2 protein-coding genes and 1 pseudogene are annotated in these 1,635 nt (G+C 72.2%); all 3 read left to right on the plus strand.

The features are described 5' to 3' along the window. Nucleotides 1-691, plus strand: a pseudogene (locus GH736_RS22640) (glycine dehydrogenase (aminomethyl-transferring)); the annotation flags it as partial. A 69-nt stretch (nucleotides 692-760) separates the two neighbouring features. Next, on the plus strand, nucleotides 761-1,267 hold the full coding sequence (locus GH736_RS22645; protein ID WP_159607243.1) for a sigma-70 family RNA polymerase sigma factor: 507 nt from the start codon (nucleotides 761-763) through the stop codon (nucleotides 1,265-1,267). After that, nucleotides 1,264-1,572, plus strand: a 309-nt coding sequence (locus tag GH736_RS25685; protein ID WP_203230921.1) for a zf-HC2 domain-containing protein, incomplete at its 3' end; no start/stop codon positions are given. The genes GH736_RS22645 and GH736_RS25685, both read left to right, overlap by 4 nt. Nucleotides 1,573-1,635: the final 63 nt, after the last annotated feature.

The raw sequence follows: 1,635 nt of genomic DNA on the forward strand, positions 1-1,635 counted from the left end.
GGGGCACCCGCTCGCGCAGCGCGCCGACCACTCGGGCGGCGTCACCCACGACGGCGGACCGGTCTCGGCGGCGCCCTACGGCAGCCCGTCGATCCTGCCGATCTCGTGGGCGTACGTGCGCATGATGGGCTCCGAGGGGCTCAAGCAGGCCACGGCCGCGGCCGTGCTCGCGGCGAACTACGTCGCCGCGCGCCTGCGCGACCACTTCCCGGTGCTCTACACGGGCGACAACCACCTCGTCGCCCACGAGTGCATCCTCGACCTGCGTCCGCTCACCGCGGCCACCGGGGTCACCGTCGACGACGTCGCGAAGCGACTCATCGACTACGGCTTCCACGCGCCGACCATGTCGTTCCCCGTGGCCGGCACGCTCATGGTCGAGCCGACCGAGTCGGAGGACCTCGCCGAGCTCGACCGCTTCGTCGAGGCGATGATCGCGATCAAGGCCGAGGCCGACGCGGTGGGTCGCGGCGAGTGGCCGGTCGACGACAACCCGCTCCGCAACGCGCCGCACACGGCCGAGTCGGTCATCACGGGGGAGTGGACGCACCCGTACACCCGTGAGCAGGCCGTGTACCCCGTGCACGCGCTCGTGCGCAACAAGTACTGGGCGCCGGTGCGCCGCATCGACCAGGCCTACGGCGACCGCAACCTCGTGTGCGCCTGCCCGCCGGTCGAGGCGTTCGCCTAGCATCGGTCGACTGCCCGCCCGGGTGAACCGAACACGCCGCGGTCTCGTGGTCACGGCAGGAGGTGACGGATGCCGCTGGAGGACGACCGCCGGCTGGTCGAGCTCTACGACGCCCACGCGCCGTCGATCTGGCGCTACGTGGTGCACCTGACGGGCGACGCTGCCGGAGCCGACGACATCGTGCAGGAGACGCTGCTGCGTGCGTGGCGGAGTCCGCGCATCCTCGCCCAGGAGCCGACGTCGACGCGAGCCTGGATGTTCACCGTCGCCCGCAACCTCGTGATCGACGAGGCGCGCAGCGCCCGGCGACGGCATGAGATCGGCGTCGCCGAGACGCCCGAACGCGGCTCGGGCGACGGCACCGACGCGCTGTTCGAGAGCCTGCTCGTCGAGGAGGCGCTCGCGGGGCTCGACCTCGAGCATCGCGCGGTGATCGTGCATGCGTACTACGGCGGATGCAGCATCGCCGAGGTGGCCCGGCGGCTCTCGATCCCCGAGGGCACGGTGAAGTCGCGGCTGCATTACGGGCTGCGGGCGCTCCGCCTGGCACTCCAGGAGAAAGGGGTGACGCGATGAACGCCGACCACGCGCGCTACGCCGACTGGGATTCCTCGTACGTGCTCGGCGCGCTGTCCCCGGCAGAGCGCCGCGAGTACGAGGGCCACCTCGAGACGTGCGAGGCCTGCCGCCGGTCGGTGGCCGAACTGGCCCCGATGCCGGGACTCCTGTCGCGGCTGACACCCGAGCGCGCCATGGGCCTGCTCGATGACGAGGCGTCGCCCGGGCCCGCCCCGAAGCCCGAGCTGCGCGACGCCGTGCGGCTCGAGGTCCGACTCGACGTCGGCGGCCGCCTTGGCGTACCCGTCGACGACCTCGGCCATNATCGTGTAGGCCGCAGGCATCGCCGCGTTCCGCAGGTTCTCCGGCGCGTCGTTCAACAGTCG

It is taken from the genome of Agromyces humi (assembly GCF_009720255.1).
GTDB classification, from domain to species: domain Bacteria; phylum Actinomycetota; class Actinomycetes; order Actinomycetales; family Microbacteriaceae; genus Agromyces; species Agromyces humi.

Coding starts and splice junctions, on each gene's coding strand:
- GH736_RS22645 (WP_159607243.1), top strand. CDS start 761: ATGCCGCTGGAGGACGACCGCCGGCTGGTCGAGCTCTACGACGCCCAC.